The following is a 19,021-nucleotide window of genomic DNA, read 5'->3' as shown; positions in this document are numbered from 1 at the left end:
GTAAACCCAGTCGCTGAGGATAATCATGGCTGTCTATTCTACCAACGAATTTCGTTCGGGATTGAAAGTGATGCTCGATGGTGAGCCCTGCTCAATTCTGGATAATGAATTTGTAAAGCCCGGCAAGGGCCAAGCCTTCAACCGCGTGAAGATGCGCAACCTCAACACCGGCCGTGTTTGGGAGCGGACCTTCAAATCCGGTGAATCGCTGGAAGGTGCCGATGTGATGGATCATGAAATGGAATACCTCTACAACGACGGGGAATTCTATCACTTCATGGACCCCAATAATTTCGAGCAGGTTCAGGCCGATGCCAAAGCCGTAGGCGATGCCTCGCAGTGGCTGAAAGAGCAGGACCTGTGCACCGTGACCCTTTACAACGGCGCGCCGCTGTCGGTTACTCCGCCCAACTTTGTCGAGCTGGAAATTGTGGAAACTGACCCCGGTCTTAAAGGTGATACCGCCCAAGGTGGTACCAAGCCTGCGCACCTGAGTACTGGCGCTGTGGTCAAAGTGCCTTTGTTCATCAGTCAGGGCGAAGTCGTTCGTGTTGACACCCGCAGTGGTGAATACGTTAGCCGGGTGAAAAGCTAATTGCGCGACTGGCGTCCCACTGCAACGCTGGCTGCGCTGGGGCGCCGCGCCGAACTGCTGATGGCGGTTCGGCAGTTCTTTGCGGCGCGCGGGGTGATGGAGGTGGAAACACCGCTGTTGGCCTCCGCGCCGGTCACTGATCCGAATATTGACGCTATTGCGGCGACCGATCCCCTGTCGGGCGATCATCCTCTCTACCTGCAAACCTCTCCTGAATTTGCCATGAAACGCCTGCTGGCAGCGGGTAGCGGGCCGATCTATCAGCTTTGCAAAGCGTTCCGTCGCGGTGAGCGAGGGGGGCGTCACAACCCTGAATTCTCCATGCTTGAATGGTACCGGCCGGATATGCCGCTGCCAGCTTTGATGGATGAGGTCGTCGCGCTCATCAACACCCTGATCGGTGAGCGTCCACGCCGGGATGTGAGTTATCGGCAGGCATTTATCGAACATGCGGGGCTGGACCCGTTTACCGCCTCGGTGGATGCCTTGCGCGATTGCGCGGTCGGACATCTGGAGCTGAACTTCGACAGCAACGATCGGGACATGTGGTTACAACTGCTGATGTCCACGGTTGTGGAGGCGGCATTCGACCCTGAAGAACTCACTCTCGTCTACGACTTTCCTGCCTCACAGGCGGCGCTGGCAAAGGTGGAAAATAGCCGCGATGGGCTGGCGCTTGCGCGCCGCTTTGAGGCTTTCAGTGGCGGACTGGAACTGGCAAATGGCTACGATGAACTGCGTGATGCCAGTGAGCTGTTGCGCAGAATCCGCCGCGATCACGAGCAACGCAAAACGGCCGGGCAGGAGCTGCCGCCGATTGATCGCTATTTGCTGGGGGCGATGGGCGCCGGTCTGCCGCCCTGCAGCGGCGTGGCCATGGGGTTTGACCGGCTGGTGATGCTCAGTCTGGGTGCTGAGCGCATCGATGAGGTGATTGCCTTTCCGCTGGAGCGGGTTTAATCCCGCTCCGCCAGCGCCTCGCCCAGCCGGGTAGGCGTGAGGGCTTCAAACTTGTCCAGCCAGTCGATTTTATCCTTGCCAAACAGCAGGATGACGGTGGAGCCGAGTTTGAAACGGCCCATTTCCTCGCCTTTTTTCAGTGTCGGCGCTTCCTGCGGATAGCTGCGTGTTGTGAGCTGGCGCGGCGGCGGGGCGACTTGGCCATCCCACACGGTTTCAATTCCGGCGACGATCATTGCGCCGACCAGAATCATGGCCATGGGCCCGAACTCCGTATCAAACACGCATATCGCGCGCTCGTTGCGGGCAAACAGGCTGCGCACATTTTCCGCCGTGGTGGTATTGACTGAAAACAGTTTGCCCGGCACGTAGGTCATGCTGCGCAGGGTGCCGTCTACCGGCATATGAACCCGATGGTAGTCGCGGGGGGACAGGTAGATCGTGGCAAAGCTGCCGCCGTCGAATTCGGCGGTCAGGGCCTTGTCGTCACCCAGCAGGGTTTGCAGGCTGTAATCCTGGCCTTTGGCCTGAAAAATCCGACCGCGATTGATCTCCCCCAGTTGGCTGATCGCGCCGTCGGCAGGGCAGACAACCGGGGCGTCGGCGATGGGGCGGGCGCCGTCTTTCAGTGCCCGGGTGAAAAAGGCGTTGAAGTTGGCGTAGGCCTCCGGTGCGCTCTCCACTGCTTCACTCATGTCGACCTTGTACTGAGTAATAAAGCGCCGGATCAGCAGGTTTTTCAGCCAGGGCAGGCGACACTCGGCAAGTTTGCCGACCAGGCGCGACAGCAGGTGCTGGGGTAACAGGTATTGCAGAATAATAAATGCGGTATCCAAGGCCTTGTCTCTATCAGTGTGGTTGTGAGCCGGTTATCTGTTGGTAATGTGTCGGTGGCTTGCTGCCGGTAATCAGGGCTCGCCGCCCTCGCGAATGGGGGTGTCGCTCCGGTTGCCCCACTCGCCCCAGGAGCCGTGATAGCCCTTGATGTGCGGGTAGCCGAGAATTTTCATCAGCAAATAGCTCAGGCCAGAGCGGTGGTGGGTCTGGCAGTGGGTAATCACGCTGCGGTCCGGGGTAATGCCCAGCGACTCCAGCTTGGCCTTCAGACTATCTAAGTCTTTGAAACGATAGTTGTTGGCCTTGTCCATCAGTTCCAGCCAGTCGAGATTGACGGCGCCGGGGATGTGGCCGCCACGCTCGGCCAGCACTTTTTCGCCTCGGTATTCCTCGGGGGAGCGAGCATCCCAGATGACAAGCTGGCGGTTGTCCAGCAGCGTGATGAAATCCTCGATCTCGGCGATGGGGGTGCTGTCGATATGAATCTCCAGCTCGCTGGGCTCGGCGGTGTTCTCGCCACTTTCTACCGGGTGGTCGCCCGCCAGCCAGGCGTGAAGACCGCCGTTCAAGTAAGAGTAACGGTGGTGACCGATAGCGTCGAGGGTCCAGATCAGGCGCCCGGCCCAGCCGCCGCCTTCGTCATCGTAGACCAGTACGTGGCTGTCCGTGCGCAGGCCCACTCGTGAAAACAGGGCCTGGAGTTGTTCCTCGTGGGGAATTTTGCCAACGGCGGGTTTTTCACCGCGCTGGAGTTCGGCGGGGGCGATATGCAGGGCCCCCGGAATATGGTGGCGCAGGTAGTTTTCCCGGCTGCTGGTGTCGAGAATCAGCAATTCCGGTGTGTCCAGTGCCTGTTCAAGATCGGCGGCTTCAATCAGTAGCGGTAAGTCGCTCATAGTCAGTACCCCTTTTAGCTGGGCGGATTGTAGCAGCTTGTCTGCGTCCGCGACGATGTACCCATTGTGACCCGCGAAGGCGCTGTGGTGTTCAATGAGAGCTCAGCGAATACTGTCGATAATTTGCTGGTAACTGGCAAAGCGCTCGGGGTGAATATCGCCCTGCTCAACGGCTTCACGCAGGGCGCAGCCCGGCTCCTGCTCGTGTTTGCAGTCCCGGAAGCGGCAGTGGCCGATAAACGGGCGGAACTCGACAAAACCGTGCAGCACTTCCTCCGGCCCGAGATTCCACAGCGCGAATTCGCGAATACCGGGAGAGTCAATCAGACTGCCGCCCTCCGGGAAGTGGTAGAGCCGCGCGGTCGTGGTGGTGTGGCGTCCTTTGGCATGGGCTTCAGACAGCGCGCCAACACGGGTGTCGGTGCCCGGCAGCAGGTGATTGACCAGCGAGGACTTGCCGACGCCGGACTGGCCGACAAAGGCGCTGATGTGCTGGTCGAGGAGCTGCTTCAGCTCGCTCAAGCCGCCGTCTTCTTTGCAGGAGGCGGTGATCAGGTGGTAACCGATGTCCCGATAGCGCTCTACCATGCCCAGCAGTGTGGCATCGCGCTTTGGGTCGAGCAGGTCGGCCTTGTTTAGCAGCAGCATCGGGGTGATGTCGCTGTGCTCCGCCGCGACCAGGTAGCGGTCAATCAGGTTGGCGTGGGCCAGTGGTTCCGGAGCGATCACAATGACAATCCGGTCGATATTGGCGGCGACTGGCTTCAATCTGTTGAAGTTGTCCGGGCGCTGCAGCAGTGACTGCCGTGGCTCGCGTGCAACCACCACGCCGGTGGGTTTGCCGGGTCGCCAGATCACCCGGTCGCCGGTGACCAGTCCGTCGATATTGCTGCGCACATGGCAGCGCTGCTGTTCGCCGTCGCGGCCTTCAACGTCGAGCTGCTGGCCAAAATGGCTGACGACGATACCGGTCTGTTCCGGCCCCAGCTCACCCTCGTTGAGCGACGACTCGGCGTCGTCGGCGCGGCGCTGCGCGCGCGCGCTGCGCTCCGCCTGGATTTTTTCGATGCGCCAACGCTGCTGGCGGCTGATTCGGCGTTTACTCATTATCGGCCCTGTATGAACAGTCGCTCATATTACCTGATGAGCTGTTACAATCCACGCTTCAGGCACCAAGCTGGGAGCCGCCTGCGCGGAGGTATGACGATGTCCAAAGCTACAAATCTGATCTGGATTGACCTGGAAATGACCGGTCTGGATACCCAGAACGACCATATTATTGAGATTGCCACAGTGGTGACTGATGCCGATCTCAACACCCTGGATGAGGGGCCGGTATTGGCGATTCACCAGTCTGATGAGGTGTTGGCGGCGATGGATGAATGGAATACCACCCAGCATGGGCAGTCTGGCTTGGTCAAGCGGGTCAAAGAGACCTGCATGACGGCGGAGGAAGCGGAGCGTCTGACGCTGGAATTTCTCTACAAACATGTGGACGAGGGAGCATCCCCGATGTGCGGCAACAGCATTTGTCAGGACCGCCGCTTTCTGGCGAGGGAAATGCCGCAGTTGGAGCGCTATTTCCATTACCGTAATCTGGATGTCAGCAGCCTGAAAGAGCTGGCCCGCCGCTGGCGGCCGGATATTCTCAACGGCTTGAAAAAGAATGCCAGCCATTTGGCACTGGATGATATTCGCGACTCCATTGCCGAGCTTCGCCACTATCGCGAGCATTTCCTCCGCCTCGACTAGGCGTCCTCAGCGATCGCTGCCGATCAGTGCCGCTTTTTGCTGTTGCTGTGCGATCGCCCAATCAATATGTTCCGCGACCATCTCCTCGACCTCGGTGCGACGTTGTTGAAGCGCCTGAAGAATCGCCGGGTCGTGGGGCGCATTCCCCAGTCCGACAGCGAGATTGCGCAGCCAGCGAGGGTAGCCAATGCGCCGAATCGCTGAGCCGGCTGTCCGCTCCAGGAACTGCGTTTCTGTCCACTGAAACAGAGAGAGCAGTTCGCTGTTGTCCATTTGGTGGCGGGGCACAAAATCCCCCTCAGTACTGGGTTGTGCGAACTTGTTCCATGGACAGACAAGCTGGCAGTCGTCGCAGCCGAACACGCGATTGCCCATAGCGCTGCGCAGCTCGGTAGGAATCGGGCCGTGCAGCTCAATAGTCAGATAGGAAATACAGCGCCGCGCATCGACCTGATAGGGGGCGACAATAGCCTGCGTGGGGCAATCATCCAGACAGGCTCTGCAACTGCCACAGTGGCTGGTTTCCTGCGGGGCATCGATGGGAAGTGGCAAGCTGGTGTATATCTCGCCAAGAAAAAACCAGGAGCCGGCGCGGCTGTTGATGAGCATGCTGTTTTTGCCAATCCAGCCCAGTCCTGCCTGCTCGGCGTAGCCGCGCTCCAGCACCGGCGCGCTGTCAACAAAGGCGCGGTGCCGCCCGCCCGCCTGCTGCTCAATGCGTTGGGCCAGCTGCGACAGGCGCTTGCGTATCAGCTTGTGGTAGTCGCGGCCTAGCGCGTAGCGTGAGATATACGCCTTCTGCGGCGATTGCAGCACGGTATTGGCGTCTTCGCCGCCGGCCAGGTAATCCATTCGGGCGCTGATCACGCGCACCGTGCCTTCGTGGAGGGCGTTGGCATCGGCGCGTAGCGCCTCGCGCGCCGACATATAGCCCATTTCGCCGTGATAGCCTTTCTGTAGCCACTCGTTAAGTCGCTGTGCATGGGGGTGGTTGTCGGCGGTGCCGATGCCGATATGGGCAAAGCCCAATTCCTGTCCCCACCGCTTGATCTCGGTGGCGAGGTGGGTCAGGTCGGGGGTGGCGTGTTCGCTCATCGGCTGTCGGCGCGGTCATTGAGGGGTATCATGAACGGTATTCTACATGGCTGGAGAGATGAAATGGATGCTGTGCGGGCAACCGGCCCTGATCCACTGGCGCTGTATCGGGCGCAGCAGTCGAGAGAAATGGATCGCCGTGCGATTGATGGCGGCATTCCTGGCTTTGAGTTGATGTGCCGTGCCGGGGCAGCGGCGTTTGCGCAGTTGCAGCGACGTTGGCCGAAGGCGCGCTGTGTTGAGGTGTTTTGCGGTGGTGGCAACAACGGCGGCGACGGCTATGTCATTGCCGCGTTGGCACGGCAGGCGGGCTTTTCCGTGCAATTGTGGGCGCTCAGCCAGAATCTGAAAGGCGATGCGGCGTTGGCGGCTGATATGGCCCGCAATGCGGGGGTGCTCGCCGAGCCCTGGCAGGGGCAGAGGCCTGAGGCAGACTCAGTGATTGTCGACGCGCTGCTGGGCACCGGCTTCAGTGGTCCGCTGAGCGAGGACTATGCGCAGGTCATTACCGCGATTAACGCGGCCTCGTTGCCGGTGTTGGCGATTGATGTGCCCTCGGGGCTGAGTGCCGACACGGGAATGTACGGCGGTGAGGCGGTGCGCGCCACACTTACGGTGAGCTTTATCGCCTGGAAGTGTGGCCTGTTTACCGGCGTGGCACCGGAGTATTGCGGTGAGTTGCTGCTTGAAGATTTGGGGCTGGCATCGGCGTTGTTTGAGGAATTTCCGCCCGTTGCTTGCCGTATTGATCTGGATGCCCGGCTGCGTAGCTGGGGCCCCCGCCCGCTGGCGGCGCATAAAGGGCACTTTGGTCATGTGCTGGTGATGGGCGGCGATTACGGCACGGCGGGGGCGGTGATACTGGCCTCCAGTGCCGCGGCCCGTTGTGGCGCCGGGCTGATCTCTTGCGCCACGCATCCCGAGCATCTTGCGGCGATTCTTGCTCAGCGTCCCGAGGTGATGGTGCATCCGCTGGGGGCGTCGCCGGAGCTGGCGACGCAGTTGGCGAGGGCTTCTGTGTTGGTGATTGGGCCAGGACTGGGACAGAGTGACTGGGGGCAATCACTGCTGACCCAGGCGCTGGCTTCGGATAAACCGTTAGTTATGGATGCCGATGCCCTGAACCTGATCGCCGCCCAGCCCGACCGGTATATGAAACACTGTGACGCGCAGCCCGGCCGTGTGCGGGTGATGACGCCGCACCCCGGCGAAGCGGCGCGGTTGCTCGGTTGCAGTGTGGCAGCTCTGCAGGCTGACCGCTTTCAGTCTTGCCGGGAGCTGGCGCGGCGTTACCGCGCGGTGGTGCTGTTAAAAGGCGCGGGAACCCTTATTGACGACGGACAGCGATGCTGGGTGAATGAAGGTGGTAATCCGGGCATGGCCAGTGGTGGCATGGGGGATGTGCTCAGCGGTATTATCGCCGCGTTGCTGGCGCAGGGCCTGTCTGCCAGTGACGCCTGCTGCATGGGGGCTGCCGTGCACGCACGGTCAGCGGATCGCGCGGCCCAAACTGGCGAACGCGGCCTGCTGGCGATGGATGTAGTGGAACAACTTCGGGGAGTCATGAATGACCTACAGCCTTGAGCTGGCGGATGAGGCGGCGACGGTCGCGGCGGGAGAGCAGTTGGGTGCTCAGCTATTGCCATCAACGGTGCTGTTTCTGCACGGTGATCTCGGGGCCGGTAAAACCACCTTTTGTCGGGGAGTGTTGCGCGCCTTCGGGCATACCGGCGCGGTAAAAAGTCCGACGTATACGCTGGTGGAACCCTATGACATGCCGGAGGTCAGTGTTTATCACTTTGATCTGTATCGGCTGGGTGATCCCGAAGAGCTGGAATACATGGGACTGCGGGACTACCTCAATGACCGCAGTATCTGTCTGATTGAGTGGCCTGAGCGGGGTGCGGGAATTTTGCCAGCTCCCGATATACAGGTTAACATCCGCCAACAGGGACACGGTCGACGCTTGACGCTCGAGGCCAACAGCGAGCGCGGGCAAGAGATCATTACGAAATTAAAGGCGCTATGAAACCTACCCACATCGCTGCCCTGTGTATCACACTGCTGTTTGCCGGCTTCGCATCGGCCGCCGACGTGCGCGATGTGCGTTTCTGGCGTGCGCCGGATCACAGCCGTGTGGTGTTCGACCTCACCGCGCCGGTCAGTCATGAAGTCATTTCCCTGAGCGGCCCTGATCGCCTGGTGGTGGACATCTCCACTGCCGAAATGAAGGCGGCCACGGATACGCTGACCTTCGAGAACAGCCCCATTCAGCGTATGCGCTACGCGGCAAAGCCCGACGGCAAGCTGCGGGTCGTGTTTGATCTCAGTGATGCGGTTCAGGCACGCAGCTTTTTCCTCGCTGCGAGTGCGGGCCAGAACGACCGCCTGGTCGTGGATTTTCTTGACCAGCAGAAAGAAAACGAGCCACCCAAGGTGGTGAAAAGTGTCAGCGAAACGCCGCAGCGCGATGTGGTGATTGCCATCGACGCCGGTCACGGCGGCGAGGATCCCGGTGCCATAGGCCCCGGTAAGCTGCGTGAAAAGGATGTTGTTTATAAGATTGCTAAAAAACTGCAGGCCAAGTTCCAGAGCAAGCGCGGCTATCAAGTCGTGATGATTCGCGACGGCGACTATTACGTGGGGCTCGCCAAGCGTCGCGATCTGGCTCGCAAGGCCCAAGCCGATTTCTTTGTGTCGGTGCATGCCGATGCCTTCACTCACCCCAGCGCCAATGGCAGCTCGGTGTATGCTCTGTCTCAACGTGGTGCCACGAGTGCCTCGGCGCGAATTCTGGCTCGCCGCGAGAACGAGGCTGACCTGGTGGGTGGTGTGAGCCTTTCTGATAAGGATCACGTGCTGGCCGGGGTGCTGACCGACCTGTCGATGACGGCCACACTGGATGCCAGTTTGAGTGTAGGGGCGCAACTGCTGGGTGAAATGGGCAAGATTTCCCGCCTGCACAGCAAGCGTGTTGAACAGGCGGGCTTTGCGGTACTCAAGTCGCCGGATATTCCCTCGCTGCTGGTCGAGACCGGGTTTATCTCTAACCCTGGAGAAGCCCGAAAGCTGGCAACGTCGCGCTATCAAAACCAGATGGCCCAGGCGATTTTCGAGGGCATCGATCGCTATTTCCGCGAAAGCCCGCCGCCAGATACCTACTTCGCTGCGGTTAAGCGTGGCACGGTGGCTCCGTCCAACGACGTGCGCGAATACATTATTGCCAGCGGCGATACCCTGTCGGGGATCAGTGCCCGTCACAACATCAGTGTTGCAGAGTTGCAGCGTCACAATGGCCTGGCGGACAGTGCAATCCGCGTCGGTCAGAAAATTCAGATTCCCCCGGTTCAATGACAAAAATTCATTTACTCGATCCTCGACTGGCGAACCAGATCGCCGCGGGCGAGGTGGTAGAGCGTCCCGCCTCGGTGGTTAAAGAACTGGTAGAGAACAGCCTGGATGCCGGTGCCCGCCGCATCGACCTGGAAGTGGAAGAGGGCGGCGTTAAGCTGATTCGCGTTCGCGATGACGGTGGCGGCATCGGCAAAGAAGATTTGCCGCTGGCGCTCAGCCGTCATGCCACCAGCAAAATTAACGATCTCAGCGATTTGGAAGCCGTTGCGAGTCTGGGGTTTCGCGGTGAGGCGCTGGCCAGTATCAGCTCGGTCTCGCGGCTGTGTTTAAGCAGCGCCAACGGCGACGACAGCAGCGGGTGGGCGGCGCGCTCCGAGGGCCGAGATATGAGTGCGGTATTGGAGCCGGTGGCACATCCGCGCGGCACGACGGTGGAGGTGCGCGACCTGTTCTTTAATACCCCGGCGCGCCGCAAGTTTTTACGTACTGAAAAAACCGAGTTCGGCCATCTCGATGAGGTCGTCAAGCGGCAGGCCTTGGGTCGCTTTGAAGTCGGCTTTTCGCTGCGGCACAACGGACGGGCGGTTCACAGCCTGAAACCTGCGCAGAGTCAGCTCGAGCAGGAGCGCCGTCTGGCGGCAGTTTGCGGCCCGGCGTTTATGGAAAATGCGCTGTTTATCGAGCGCGAGGCCATTGGTCTGCGGTTGTGGGGTTGGGTAGCCCTGCCCGGCTTCTCCCGGAGTCAGGCGGATTTGCAGCATTTCTACGTCAACGGTCGCTACATCCGTGACCGCCTGGTCGCCCATGCGGTGCGACAGGCCTACCGCGATGTGTTGTTCAATGGCCGCCATCCGGCTTTTGTTTTGTATCTGGAACTGGATCCGGCGCTGGTCGATGTGAATGTGCATCCGACCAAGCACGAAGTACGTTTTCGCGATGGTCGCAGCGTGCACGATTTTATTTTCCGCACCTTGCACAAAACGCTTGCGGACGTGCGCCCTGACACGGTTCCCCAGAATGCCTCGATTCCCCCGCCGACGTCGACGCTGCAATCCATGCCGCAGCAGCAGTCTGCCATGCCGCTGCGGGAGGCTGATTGGTCAACGCCCGCAGCGCCGGCAGCGCCGCCATCGGGAGGCTATCAGTCGCCGTCGCCGTATGCTGGTGGCAGTAATGTCTCGCGGGTGGCGGATCAAATGCCCGCTTATCAACGCTTGCGGGATCCGTCGCCGGACGAAAGTGATGCGGAAGTTCCGCCGCTGGGGTACGCGCTGGCTCAGCTCAAGGGCGTCTATATTCTGGCGGAAAATGCCCAGGGTATGGTGTTGGTGGACATGCATGCTGCCCACGAACGGATTACCTATGAACGTATGAAGGCGGCCAGAGACGGCGAGGGCTTGCGAAGTCAGCCCCTGCTGGTGCCGCAGTCGCTGGCGGTCAGCGAGCGCGAAGCCGATTGTGCCGAGCAGCACGCGGCGGTATTTGCCGAGCTGGGCATGCGCGTCGAGCGGGCTTCTCAGGAATCGCTGGTCGTACGCGAACTGCCGGTGATTCTCGCTGACAGTCAGGTCGAGCAACTGGTGCGCGATGTGATCGCCGACCTGCTGGAATATGGCAGTACCGACCGGATTGCTGCCCATATCAATGAAATTCTCGCGACCATGGCCTGTCATGGCTCGGTTCGCGCCAATCGACGGCTCACGATTCCCGAAATGAACGGCCTGCTGCGGGACATGGAAGCCACCGAGCGAAGCGGCCAATGCAATCATGGCCGTCCTACTTGGGTACAGGTGAGCATGGCCGAGCTCGACAAGTGGTTCCTGCGTGGTCGCTGAGCCTTCCGCCCTGCCAACGGCTATTCTACTGATGGGGCCGACGGCCTCGGGTAAAACCGATTTGGCCATGGCGCTCTGCGACGCACTGCCCTGCGACATTATCAGCGTGGATTCCGCGCTGGTTTACCGGGGGCTGGATATTGGCAGCGCCAAACCCGGCCCGGCAGAGCTGGCGCGCTACCCCCATGCACTGGTGGACATTTGCGACCCCTCCGAGGCCTATTCTGCGGCGATGTTCCGCCGCGATGCCCTGCGGGAAATGCAGCGCAGTAGCGACGCGGGGCGGATTCCCCTGTTGGTGGGCGGCACCATGCTGTATTTCAAGGCGCTGCTGGAAGGGCTCGCCGACATGCCCGAGGCCGATCCTGCAATTCGCGAGGCCATCGCCGACAAGGCGATGCGCGAGGGCTGGCCAGCCATTCATGCCGAGCTGGCGGGGGTGGATCCGGCCTGCGCCGAGCAGATTCACCCCAATCACAGTCAGCGACTCAGTCGGGCGTTGGAAGTCTATCGCGCCAGTGGCGTGACGATGAGTGAATGGCGTGCGCGTCAGATCGAGCAACGTCCGCCCTGGCAGTTTTTTCAGTTTGCGGTGGCGCCGCCGGATCGCGCCGAACTGCATCGCCGGATCGCGCTGCGCTTGCGGATCATGTTTGAGCAGGGTTTTGTTGAGGAGGTGCGCAGCCTGATGGCGCGGGGCGACCTGCACGAGGAGCTGCCCGCCGTTCGCGCCGTGGGTTATCGCCAGGTCTGGCTGCATTTGCAGGGGCGTTATGATCTGGATGAGGCCTTCGAGCGGGCACTGATTGCCAGCCGCCAACTTGCCAAGCGACAGATGACCTGGCTGCGGGGCTGGAAAGATTTACAGTGGCTGGGAACTGGCGAGCGTCGCGAAGATCAACTAAATACCGTGATAGCGGCGCTCGGCAATGCTATAAGTGATTGACATGCGCTATACTGGGCCAACCTAGGTTAATTTGCGAACTTGCGAGGCTGCTCTCGGTCCACAGCTCGTATTTTGATTGATACTTTTTATCAGCGCCCGATTTGGGCAACAAGGAGATTAGCATGTCAAAAGGGCACAGCTTACAAGACCCTTATCTGAATATTCTTCGCAAGGAGCGTATTCCGGTTTCTATTTATTTGGTAAACGGCATTAAGCTGCAGGGACAGATCGAGTCTTTCGATCAGTTTGTCGTTCTGCTGAAAAACACCGTCAGCCAAATGGTCTACAAACACGCCATTTCTACCGTGGTCCCCTCTCGCGTTGTTCGTCTGCCCATGGCGCATCCGCCGGAAGACGACGAGCAAGAAAACGCCTAAGCGGTACGTCTGATTCTGAGGTTCGTCCTTGCTATTTGAACGCCCCGATTCCGGTGAACGCGCGGTACTTGTCCACCTGAATCTCAACAGTGAGGACGCCCGCGAAGACGCCGATGAGTTTGTGCAGCTGGTGACATCGGCCGGGGGAGATCCCGTCGCCTTTATCACCGGTCAGCGCCAGCACCCCGATCCCCGCCTGTTTGTCGGCTCCGGAAAACTCGACGAAATACGAGAGGCACTGGCTGAGCACGATGGACAGCTGGTGCTGTTCAATCACGCCCTTTCCCCCAGTCAGGAACGCAATATCGAGCGCGAGCTGAAGTGTCGCGTGCTTGATCGTACCGGTCTGATTCTCGATATCTTTGCCCAGCGCGCCCGTACCCACGAGGGCAAGCTGCAAGTTGAGCTGGCACAGCTCGAGCACATGTCGACCCGGCTGATCCGCGGCTGGACCCACCTTGAGCGCCAGAAGGGCGGGATTGGTTTGCGTGGTCCGGGTGAAACCCAGTTGGAGACTGACCGCCGACTGCTGCGGGCGCGAATCAAAAGTATTCAGGCCCGTCTCGCCAAGGTGCGCCGCCAGCGGGAGCAGGCGCGTCGCGCCCGTCGGCGGGCCGATATCCCCGCTGTATCGCTGGTGGGCTATACCAACGCGGGCAAGTCCACGCTGTTCAATGTATTGACGCAGGCCGAGGTCTACGCGGCAGACCAGCTGTTTGCCACGCTGGATCCGACGCTGCGGCGTATCGCCATCGACGATGTGGGGCCGGTAGTGCTGGCCGACACTGTAGGCTTTATTCGCCACCTGCCCCACAAGTTGGTTGAGGCATTTCGCGCGACGCTGGAGGAAGCCACGCTGGCAGACTTGCTGCTGCATGTGGTGGACTGTGCCGATCCTGAACGCAGCGATAATATTTTTCAGGTGCGCAGTGTGCTCGAAGAGATTGGCGCCGACGATATTCCGGTGCTGGAGGTCTACAACAAAACCGATCTGTTGGGCAGCTCGCCGCGTATTGAACGTGATGAGCACGGTAAGCCGCTGCGAGTCTGGTTGTCGGCCCAGCGGCGACAGGGTTTGGATTTGCTCAAACAGGCGCTCAGTGAGTTGCTGGGGGGCGAGATTGCCGACCTGGCGATGACCTTGAGTGCCGCAGAAGGAAAACTGCGTGCCCGCCTTTATGCGCTGGATGCAGTAAAGAATGAATCGCTGGACGAGCAGGGCAATTTCCACTTGCAGTTGCGTTTGCCAGAAGCAGACTGGCAGCGCTTTCTCGCGGCCGAATCGCTTCGGGAAGACGCCCTGACCGTGCACAGAAAGACACCGCGTCCGCCAGTCCCCGATTGGCTGGAGCAGTGATTAGCAGCGCAGTCCAAATCTGCTAGACTGCCGCTTCAATCAATTACTTGGCTCGATTCGTGTTGGCGTTACAAGCCTGCACGCGGGCGCTTAACGCAAGCACACAGGAGAAACCTATGGCCTGGAATGAACCGGGTGGAGGTCGAGATAACGATCCCTGGGGAGGAGGCAACAATAACCAGGGGCCACCGGATCTGGATGAGGCGCTGAAAAAGCTGCAGGACCGGCTGAACAGTCTGTTCGGCGGTGGCAAAAACGGCGGTAATAGCGGCAACAATGGTGGTGGTCTGGCCATGAATGCTGGCAGCATCGGCATTCTCGCGGTGCTGGCTGTTATCGTCTGGGGACTTTTTGGTTTCTACCAGGTTGATCAGCAGGAGCGTGCAGTAGTGCTGCGCTTCGGTGTCTACCACGCCACGGTGATGCCGGGCCTGCGCTGGGCGCCACCACTGGTCGATGATGTGAATATCATCAACACCACCAAGGTTCGGGCTGCCGCCAGCCGCGGACAAATGCTGACCGAAGATGAAAACATCGTCGATATTTCCGTCTCGGTGCAGTACACCGTGTCGGATCCAGCCAATTTCCTGTTGAAAGTGAAGAGCCCGGAGCTGAGCCTCGAACACGCACTGGAAAGCGCACTGCGTCATGTGGTGGGCAGCTCGAAAATGGATCAGGTCATCACTGAAGGCCGTGAAGAAGTGGCGGTCGATACTCAGGTGCGCCTGCAAAATTATCTCGACGCGTATCAAAGTGGCATTCAGGTTGCCAAGGTCAACATCGAGGACGCGCAGCCGCCGTCGCAGGTGCAGGACGCCTTTGATGACGTGACCCGCGCCAAAGAGGACCGCGAGCGACTGAAAAACGAGGCGGAAGCCTACGCGAATGGCTTGATTCCTGAAGCCCGCGGTGCCGCCCAGCGTCAGCTGGAAGAGGCCCAGGCTTACAAAGAGCAGGTGATTGCCAAAGCAGAGGGTGAAGCGCAGCGTTTTGTTGAGCTGGCTGCCGAGTACAAAAAGGCGCCGAAGGTGACCCGCGAGCGTCTCTATATTGATGCCCTGCAGGAACTGTACGCCGGTACCAGTAAGGTGATGGTTGATGTCGAGGGCGGCAACAATATGATGTACCTGCCCCTGGATAAGCTGATGGAGCAACGGACTACCTCGCGCCCGATGGGCAGCGGCGAAGTGGATATCCGCGATCTGACCGATCGGGTCGTTGAGCAACTGCGTCGCGACAGTCAAACAAGCCGCCGGGAGGGTCGTTAATCATGGCTAATCGTCAATTCACGATACTGCTGGCCGTACTGGCGATCGTCGTCATCGGCTACAACTCTATCTACATTGTTAAGGAAACCGAGCGGGCGGTAATGCTCAAGTTCGGTGAGGTGGTCAACCCGAATGTGAAAGTCGGGCTGGGTTTCAAAACGCCCTTTGTGCACACCATTCGCAAGTTCGAGCGCCGCATTCTCACCCTGGATGCGCCGACCCAGCGTTTCCTGACCAATGAGAAGAAACCGCTGGATGTGGATTTCTACGCCAAGTGGAAAGTTATCGACACCGAAACTTTCTACACCGCGACCAACGGGGAAGAGCAGCGTGCCGAAGGCCTGCTGGCGCAGCGCATCAATACCGGTTTGCGTAACAAATTCGGTGAGCGCACCTTCCATGAGGTGGTGTCCGGCGAGCGTGATTCACTGATGACGGATCTGACCTCCGAGCTGAACACCATCACGACGGCGGAGTTCGGTATCGAGCTGGTTGACGTGCGGGTGAAGCGCATTGATCTGCCCGCTCAGGTCAGTCAGTCGGTATTTGACCGGATGACTTCCGAGCGTGAGCGGGAAGCCCGCGAGCACCGTTCGACCGGTCGTGAGCAGGCAGAGAAAATCCGCGCAACCGCCGATCGCGAGCGCACAGTAATTGCCGCGAACGCCTATCGTGATTCTCAGGTGATTCGCGGTGAAGGTGATGCCGAGGCCGCACGAATCTACTCTGCCGCTTACAGCGCCGATGCGGAATTCTACGCCTTCGTGCGCAGCCTCACGGCCTATAAAGCGTCGTTTGAAAACGGCGGAGATCTGCTGGTACTCGATAGTGACAGCGAGTTTTTCCGCTACCTGAAAAGCGGCAGCGGCAAGTAAGTGTGAGTAGTTGGCAGCGACGCCCATAAACGTCGCTGCCATGCCGCCAATCGCAGCGATTGTGGTATCATTCGCGCATCCGGGCAGGGCCAGTGCTGAATGCGCTGTAACCCGCACGGATTTTTTTGTTTTTAGCGGGCGTGGGAAATGTGGCAAGAACTGGCAGTTGCATTGAGTCTGGTGCTGGTGATTGAAGGAATTCTGCCATTTCTCAGCCCCGATCGCTGGCGCATGATGGCCTATCGCATGGCCGATCTGGATAGCCAAAAAGTACGGATGTTGGGCCTGGCAAGCATGGTTGTCGGGCTGTTGATGCTGAATTTCCTGCGCTGAAACAACACGTCGAGAGATTGTGATTTATGACCCTGGTTGATCGCTGGCTACTCCCCGATGGGGTGGAAGAACTGCTGCCTGAACAAGCGGAGCAGGTGGAGCATCTGCGCCGCCGTCTGCTCGATCTCTATAAACGCTGGGGTTATGAGCTGGTGATTCCGCCGATGCTGGAATTCACCGAGTCCCTGTTGGTGGGGTTGGGCAGCGACATCGACCTGCTGACGTTCCGTGTGACCGATCAGTTAACCGGCCGCCTGATGGGCTTGCGCGCCGATATCACCCCTCAGGCTGCGCGCATTGACGCCCACAGCCTGAAGCGCGAAGGGCCGGTACGACTCTGTTACGCGGGAAGCGTGCTGCACACTCGCCCCAAAAAGCCGCTGGCGTCGCGCTCGCCGATTCAACTCGGTGCCGAGCTGTACGGCGACAACAGCCAGGCCAGCGACCTGGAAATTATCTGTTTGATGCTGGAGACCCTGCGGGTTGCAGGGCTCAGCAATATCACCCTGGACACCGGACACGTGGGTGTCTATCAGGCGGTCGTCAGCGCCGCTGGCCTCAGCGAAGAGCAGCAGAAGCGCTATTTCGATATCCTGCAACGCAAGGCCGCCGCAGAGCTGGAAGAGTTCGTGGCTGGCTTGTCAGTGAGTGAGAAAATTGCCGAACAGCTGCGCGGGCTCAATGCCTTGCACGGCGGCAGCGATGTGCTGGCCAAAGGCCGTGAACTGTTTGCCGACAATGATGCCGCGGTGGCCGCCATCGACAGCCTGTCTGCGCTTCACCAGCAGCTGTCCCAGCGCATTCCTGAACTGCGCTTTTATTTCGACTTGGCCGAATTGCGCGGCTTCCACTACCACACCGGCTTGGTATTCTCGGCTCTGGTGAGTGAGCACGGGCAACAGTTGGCTTCCGGTGGCCGCTACGATGACATCGGCAAGCTGTTTGGCCGTGGTCGTCCGGCTATTGGCTTCAGTATTGATCTCAAAGCCCTGATCAGCCTGCTGCCCGCGAGCGCCGCGACAGGGGGGATTTATGCTCCCTACAGCGACTCCGCTGAGCAGTGGCAGGTGGTACAGCAATTACGCGAGTCCGGTGAGCGGGTAGTCAGTGGTTTGCCAGGGCAATCGATGGCAGGTGACTGCGATCGTCAACTTGTAGAAGAGAATGGCCAGTGGCTGGTTAAGCCACTGGGGTAAGTCAGAACCTTTATCCAGAGATGCGGATATGAGCAAGAATGTAGTGGTATTGGGCACCCAGTGGGGAGACGAAGGCAAAGGCAAGATCGTCGATCTGCTGACGGATCAGGCCAATGCGGTCGCCCGCTTTCAAGGGGGGCACAATGCTGGTCACACCCTGGTTATTGGCGGTGAAAAAACCGTTCTTCACCTGATTCCGTCGGGCATCCTGCGCGAAGGCGTGACCTGCCTGATCGGCAACGGTGTTGTGCTGTCACCTGAGGCCTTGCTGAAAGAGATGGCCGAACTGGAGACGCGCGGCGTACCGGTGCGTGAGCGCCTGCGACTCAGCCCCGCCTGTCCGCTGATCCTGCCCTACCATGTGGCGCTGGACAAAGCCCGCGAGCTGGCCCGTGGCGATGCCAAAATCGGTACCACCGGCCGCGGCATTGGCCCGGCCTATGAAGATAAAGTGTCCCGTCGTGGTCTGCGTCTTGGCGATGTGTTCCACGCCGAGCGTTTTGCTGAAAAGCTGAAAGAGGTGATGGATTACCACAACTTCACCCTGACCCAGTATTACAAGGTCGAGGCGGTGGACTACCAGCAGACACTGGACGAGGCCCTGCGCATGGCTGAAGAGCTGCGCCCGATGGTGGTGGATGTCACCAGCGCGTTGCACGAGTATCGCGAAGCCGGTGCCAATATTCTGTTCGAAGGTGCGCAGGGTTCATTGCTGGATATCGATCACGGCACCTACCCCTTTGTTACCTCCTCAAACACCACTGCAGGCGGCACGGCCACCGGCAGCGGCTTTGGTCCGCTGTACTTGGACTATGTACTGGGTATTACCAAAGCCTACACTACCCGCGTAGGCAGCGGCCCGTTCCCCACAGAACTGTTTGATGATGTGGGTGCGCATCTGGCGAAGCAGGGTCATGAGTTTGGAGCAACCACGGGCCGCGCCCGTCGCTGTGGCTGGTTCGATGCCGTGGCGCTGCGCCAGTCAGTGCGCATCAATAGCGTTACCGGCTTGTGCCTGACCAAGCTCGACGTGCTGGACGGACTGGAAACGGTGAAAGTCTGCGTCGACTACAAGAACCCTGCCGGCGAGTCGATCTCGGCACCGTTCGACTGTGAAGACTACGATCAGATCACGCCGGTCTACGAAGAGCTGCCCGGCTGGACCGAGTCGACCATCGGTGTGAAATCGCTGGATGAGCTGCCCGCGAATGCGCGCGCCTACATCGAGCGTCTCGAAGCCCTGCTGAATGTCCCCATCGATATCGTATCTACCGGCCCGGACCGCGTAGAGACGATTGTCCTGCGTCACCCCTTCGCTTAAGAGGGCGGCGCGACATTCGCGCAG

At 59.8% G+C, this 19,021-nt stretch carries 19 protein-coding genes; 15 read left to right on the top strand and 4 right to left on the bottom strand.

Features of this window, described 5'->3' with window-relative positions; genetic code table 11:
* Positions 1–25: 25 nt before the first annotated feature.
* Together efp and epmA are read left to right on the top strand one after the other, a co-directional pair.
* Positions 26–595: an elongation factor P gene (gene efp, locus AC5DB9_RS00240; protein ID WP_022958500.1), complete on the top strand. Its 570-nt coding sequence runs from the start codon at positions 26–28 to the stop codon at positions 593–595.
* On the top strand, positions 596–1,555 hold the full coding sequence (gene epmA, locus AC5DB9_RS00235; RefSeq protein ID WP_272992461.1) for an EF-P lysine aminoacylase EpmA: 960 nt from the start codon (positions 596–598) through the stop codon (positions 1,553–1,555). It abuts the gene before it with no gap.
* Here epmA and asd read toward each other — a convergent pair.
* The 3 genes from asd to rsgA form a co-directional block, all read right to left on the bottom strand.
* A complete protein-coding gene (asd, locus tag AC5DB9_RS00230; RefSeq protein ID WP_272992464.1) occupies positions 1,552–2,391 on the bottom strand; it encodes an archaetidylserine decarboxylase in 840 nt (279 codons plus the stop codon). The two genes, epmA and asd, sit on opposite strands and share 4 nt — an antisense overlap.
* Before the next feature lie 72 nt (positions 2,392–2,463).
* The gene (locus tag AC5DB9_RS00225) at positions 2,464–3,288 is read right to left on the bottom strand and encodes a sulfurtransferase (protein ID WP_272992467.1); all 825 of its coding nucleotides are present in this window, start codon (positions 3,286–3,288) and stop codon (positions 2,464–2,466) included.
* A 102-nt stretch (positions 3,289–3,390) separates the two neighbouring features.
* Positions 3,391–4,395, bottom strand: coding sequence for a small ribosomal subunit biogenesis GTPase RsgA (gene rsgA, locus AC5DB9_RS00220; RefSeq protein WP_272992470.1), 1,005 nt, complete (start codon positions 4,393–4,395; stop codon positions 3,391–3,393).
* A 99-nt stretch (positions 4,396–4,494) separates the two neighbouring features.
* Between rsgA and orn the strand changes: the two genes are divergently transcribed.
* Entirely contained in the window at positions 4,495–5,040 is a 546-nt protein-coding gene (orn, locus tag AC5DB9_RS00215) for an oligoribonuclease (protein ID WP_286872447.1), read from the top strand.
* Between the two features lie 6 nt (positions 5,041–5,046).
* On the opposite strand, the gene queG is transcribed toward orn, so the two are convergent.
* On the bottom strand, positions 5,047–6,135 hold the full coding sequence (queG, locus tag AC5DB9_RS00210; protein ID WP_272992476.1) for a tRNA epoxyqueuosine(34) reductase QueG: 1,089 nt from the start codon (positions 6,133–6,135) through the stop codon (positions 5,047–5,049).
* A gap of 30 nt (positions 6,136–6,165) precedes the next feature.
* Here queG and AC5DB9_RS00205 point away from each other — a divergent pair, with 30 nt between their 5' ends.
* From AC5DB9_RS00205 to AC5DB9_RS00150, 12 genes are all read left to right on the top strand, one after another.
* Positions 6,166–7,719, top strand: coding sequence for an NAD(P)H-hydrate dehydratase (locus tag AC5DB9_RS00205; RefSeq protein WP_273009511.1), 1,554 nt, complete (start codon positions 6,166–6,168; stop codon positions 7,717–7,719).
* Positions 7,703–8,164, top strand: coding sequence for a tRNA (adenosine(37)-N6)-threonylcarbamoyltransferase complex ATPase subunit type 1 TsaE (gene tsaE, locus AC5DB9_RS00200; protein ID WP_272992480.1), 462 nt, complete (start codon positions 7,703–7,705; stop codon positions 8,162–8,164). The genes AC5DB9_RS00205 and tsaE overlap by 17 nt, the downstream gene beginning before the upstream one ends.
* Positions 8,161–9,489: an N-acetylmuramoyl-L-alanine amidase gene (locus tag AC5DB9_RS00195; RefSeq protein ID WP_022958491.1), complete on the top strand. Its 1,329-nt coding sequence runs from the start codon at positions 8,161–8,163 to the stop codon at positions 9,487–9,489. The genes tsaE and AC5DB9_RS00195 overlap by 4 nt, the downstream gene beginning before the upstream one ends.
* Positions 9,486–11,324 (top strand): DNA mismatch repair endonuclease MutL, encoded by a 1,839-nt coding sequence (mutL, locus tag AC5DB9_RS00190; protein WP_272992483.1) that lies wholly within the window; start codon positions 9,486–9,488, stop codon positions 11,322–11,324. Before AC5DB9_RS00195 ends, mutL begins: the two co-directional genes overlap by 4 nt.
* Positions 11,325–11,355: 31 nt before the next feature.
* Positions 11,356–12,270 (top strand): tRNA (adenosine(37)-N6)-dimethylallyltransferase MiaA, encoded by a 915-nt coding sequence (gene miaA, locus AC5DB9_RS00185; protein WP_272992530.1) that lies wholly within the window; start codon positions 11,356–11,358, stop codon positions 12,268–12,270.
* Between the two features lie 122 nt (positions 12,271–12,392).
* Positions 12,393–12,647 (top strand): RNA chaperone Hfq, encoded by a 255-nt coding sequence (hfq, locus tag AC5DB9_RS00180; protein ID WP_022958488.1) that lies wholly within the window; start codon positions 12,393–12,395, stop codon positions 12,645–12,647.
* Positions 12,648–12,675: 28 nt separating this feature from the next.
* On the top strand, positions 12,676–14,004 hold the full coding sequence (hflX, locus tag AC5DB9_RS00175) for a ribosome rescue GTPase HflX (protein ID WP_272992487.1): 1,329 nt from the start codon (positions 12,676–12,678) through the stop codon (positions 14,002–14,004).
* Positions 14,005–14,120: 116 nt separating this feature from the next.
* The gene (gene hflK / locus AC5DB9_RS00170) at positions 14,121–15,272 is read left to right on the top strand and encodes an FtsH protease activity modulator HflK (protein WP_272992489.1); all 1,152 of its coding nucleotides are present in this window, start codon (positions 14,121–14,123) and stop codon (positions 15,270–15,272) included.
* Positions 15,273–15,274: 2 nt separating this feature from the next.
* Entirely contained in the window at positions 15,275–16,147 is an 873-nt protein-coding gene (gene hflC / locus AC5DB9_RS00165) for a protease modulator HflC (protein WP_272992490.1), read from the top strand.
* A 147-nt stretch (positions 16,148–16,294) separates the two neighbouring features.
* Positions 16,295–16,480, top strand: a complete 186-nt coding sequence (locus tag AC5DB9_RS00160) for a DUF2065 domain-containing protein (RefSeq protein ID WP_272992492.1) — start codon at positions 16,295–16,297, stop codon at positions 16,478–16,480.
* 26 nt (positions 16,481–16,506) lie between these two features.
* Positions 16,507–17,676 carry an ATP phosphoribosyltransferase regulatory subunit gene (locus AC5DB9_RS00155; RefSeq protein ID WP_272992494.1) on the top strand — a complete coding sequence of 390 codons (1,170 nt, stop codon included), beginning with the start codon at positions 16,507–16,509 and terminating at the stop codon, positions 17,674–17,676.
* A gap of 28 nt (positions 17,677–17,704) precedes the next feature.
* Positions 17,705–18,997, top strand: a complete 1,293-nt coding sequence (locus AC5DB9_RS00150; RefSeq protein WP_272992495.1) for an adenylosuccinate synthase — start codon at positions 17,705–17,707, stop codon at positions 18,995–18,997.
* Positions 18,998–19,021 lie beyond the last annotated feature (24 nt).

Source organism: Spongiibacter sp. (assembly GCF_984394615.1).
The sequence above is the reverse complement of the archived record's forward strand: the minus strand, read 5'-3'. Positions and strand labels throughout refer to the sequence as shown.

Coding starts and splice junctions, on each gene's coding strand:
- efp (WP_022958500.1), top strand. CDS start 26: ATGGCTGTCTATTCTACCAACGAATTTCGTTCGGGATTGAAAGTGATG.
- tsaE (WP_272992480.1), top strand. CDS start 7,703: ATGACCTACAGCCTTGAGCTGGCGGATGAGGCGGCGACGGTCGCGGCG.
- hfq (WP_022958488.1), top strand. CDS start 12,393: ATGTCAAAAGGGCACAGCTTACAAGACCCTTATCTGAATATTCTTCGC.
- mutL (WP_272992483.1), top strand. CDS start 9,486: ATGACAAAAATTCATTTACTCGATCCTCGACTGGCGAACCAGATCGCC.
- rsgA (WP_272992470.1), bottom strand. CDS start 4,395: ATGAGTAAACGCCGAATCAGCCGCCAGCAGCGTTGGCGCATCGAAAAA.
- AC5DB9_RS00150 (WP_272992495.1), top strand. CDS start 17,705: ATGAGCAAGAATGTAGTGGTATTGGGCACCCAGTGGGGAGACGAAGGC.
- AC5DB9_RS00195 (WP_022958491.1), top strand. CDS start 8,161: ATGAAACCTACCCACATCGCTGCCCTGTGTATCACACTGCTGTTTGCC.
- hflK (WP_272992489.1), top strand. CDS start 14,121: ATGGCCTGGAATGAACCGGGTGGAGGTCGAGATAACGATCCCTGGGGA.
- AC5DB9_RS00160 (WP_272992492.1), top strand. CDS start 16,295: ATGTGGCAAGAACTGGCAGTTGCATTGAGTCTGGTGCTGGTGATTGAA.
- queG (WP_272992476.1), bottom strand. CDS start 6,135: ATGAGCGAACACGCCACCCCCGACCTGACCCACCTCGCCACCGAGATC.
- AC5DB9_RS00225 (WP_272992467.1), bottom strand. CDS start 3,288: ATGAGCGACTTACCGCTACTGATTGAAGCCGCCGATCTTGAACAGGCA.
- AC5DB9_RS00205 (WP_273009511.1), top strand. CDS start 6,166: ATGAACGGTATTCTACATGGCTGGAGAGATGAAATGGATGCTGTGCGG.
- AC5DB9_RS00155 (WP_272992494.1), top strand. CDS start 16,507: ATGACCCTGGTTGATCGCTGGCTACTCCCCGATGGGGTGGAAGAACTG.
- hflC (WP_272992490.1), top strand. CDS start 15,275: ATGGCTAATCGTCAATTCACGATACTGCTGGCCGTACTGGCGATCGTC.
- miaA (WP_272992530.1), top strand. CDS start 11,356: ATGGGGCCGACGGCCTCGGGTAAAACCGATTTGGCCATGGCGCTCTGC.
- orn (WP_286872447.1), top strand. CDS start 4,495: ATGTCCAAAGCTACAAATCTGATCTGGATTGACCTGGAAATGACCGGT.